General features: G+C 62.0%; 3 protein-coding genes. 2 read left to right on the top strand and 1 reads right to left on the bottom strand.

The features are described 5' to 3' along the window. Positions 1 to 318 precede the first annotated feature (318 nt). Together ACZ53N_RS37305 and ACZ53N_RS37300 are read left to right on the top strand one after the other, a co-directional pair. Entirely contained in the window at positions 319 to 903 is a 585-nt protein-coding gene (locus ACZ53N_RS37305) for a Uma2 family endonuclease (protein ID WP_469145126.1), read from the top strand. Beyond that, positions 900 to 1,121: a helix-turn-helix domain-containing protein gene (locus ACZ53N_RS37300; RefSeq protein ID WP_469145125.1), complete on the top strand. Its 222-nt coding sequence runs from the start codon at positions 900 to 902 to the stop codon at positions 1,119 to 1,121. The genes ACZ53N_RS37305 and ACZ53N_RS37300 overlap by 4 nt, the downstream gene beginning before the upstream one ends. 56 nt (positions 1,122 to 1,177) lie before the next feature. On the opposite strand, the gene ACZ53N_RS37295 is transcribed toward ACZ53N_RS37300, so the two are convergent. Continuing rightward, complete coding sequence (locus ACZ53N_RS37295; RefSeq protein ID WP_469145127.1) at positions 1,178 to 1,522, bottom strand: integrase core domain-containing protein; 345 nt, start codon at positions 1,520 to 1,522, stop codon at positions 1,178 to 1,180. Between the last annotated feature and the right edge of the window lie 118 nt (positions 1,523 to 1,640).

Genomic DNA, 1,640 nt, shown 5'->3' with positions numbered 1-1,640 from the left:
CCGCCCGTCGACAGCTCGGCAACCGTCTCGTCGGCATCCTCCACGGCTGCCTCAAGACCCGCACCCTCTACGACGAAGCGACCGCCTGATCGCACCACGCACACCTCCATGCCGCTTGACCTCAAACGACATGGGGTGTCTCAAACGCAGCCTGCCCGACACCCATCGAGCCAGGAACCAGGCCGAACCCGCCCGCCAAAACCCGCTGGCACTTCCGGCGGCGCCAGCCCCAGCCCCACATCGCCTGCGGCTCCTTCGGCGGCTCCACGCGCGCTACTTTCTGACCAATATGACGATTTCGTCATGTACCATGGAGCTGTGACGAATACTGCGAAGCGGGAGATCTACCGGCATCTACGTGAATTTGCTGAACACTTCACACCGCCTGCGCCTTTCAGTTCGCATGTAGAGATCAGTGATGGCCACCTCATCATGATGATGAGTCCGGCGGGGCGTCATGACCTCGCCGCACTGCGCATTGAGCGCCAGCTGCAGCCTCAGCTGCCTGCCGGGGTGGTTGCGACGACTTCGGGAGATATTGAGGACCCCGACCTGGGCCAGCTCCGTCGCCCCGACGTTCTCGTGCTGCCTGAAGCTGCTATGGATACTGACGCCCCCATCAGTCCGCAGGCACTGTTTGCCGCCGTAGAGATCGTCTCTCCCTCAAACCCGGAGAACGACTACGACAGCAAGCTACGTCATTACCCCCGACTCGGCATCCCGCATTACTTGATCATTGACCCGCGGGACGGCACGTGCGTCCACTACTGGACCATCACCGCCAAAAGCGGGGCACCTGAATACGCCGCCCGGGTTCCCTATGTCTTCGGGGACAAGATTCCCCTCGGCGACTGGATCGTCGATACTGGTGAACTACCTCGGTACCAGGACGGTCCGCGGTGAGCACGGCAGATCTGATCCGTTCCCGGCGTATCATGTTGGGCCTCTCACAGGCCGAACTCGCCGCCCGCGCGGGAACGGGGCAGGCGTTCATCTCGCGAGTCGAGGCCGGTAAGATCATACCCACCTTTTCCGTCCTCAAGCGACTGGCATCAGCACTGGACTGTGACGTAACCGTATCCCTCACACCGCAACAAGAAGCCCCTTGTCACCCAGTTTGAACAAGCGGCCTGGCCTGGCGCAAGGTGTCAATCCCCAGAAAGCGTGGAGGACTTCCTTATGCTGCCCGGCCCCTCTTGATGGGCTCTCGTCCTGTCCTTGGTGACGGTTCGTTCGCACTCCACCGGAGCCAGTCCGCCAGCCGCGCTGTGCCTGCGGCGCGGCGCGTGTTGAAGAAGTCCGTGATCCATGTGGCGATCTTCAAGCGGGCCTCGGCGCGGGTGGCGAAGCGGTGCCGGTGGATGCACTCGGTCTTGATCAACGAGAACGATTCCGCGGCCACGTTGCCCAGGGCCGAGCCCACGCGCCCCATGGACCGCACCACACCCAGCTGGTAACAGAGGCTGTTGTAAGCCTCACTCGTATATACCTCCCTCTGTCGTCGGTGTAGGCGACGGCACATTCGCAACCTACGCACAAGGTAGGGCCTTACTGAGGCTGAACTCGTGTTGTCATAGGTGCTGACAGGTCTTGATCCTTGCGGTACGTCGACAGGTATGCGGTACGCACAGGGTGGTGGA

The organism is Streptomyces sp. NPDC033229, assembly GCF_055576875.1.
The sequence above is the reverse complement of the archived record's forward strand: the minus strand, read 5'-3'. Positions and strand labels throughout refer to the sequence as shown.

Bases quoted from the DNA above. Each gene is read 5' to 3' on its own strand.
- ACZ53N_RS37295 (WP_469145127.1), bottom strand. From the start codon at position 1,522: ATGTGCCGTCGCCTACACCGACGACAGAGGGAGGTATATACGAGTGAG.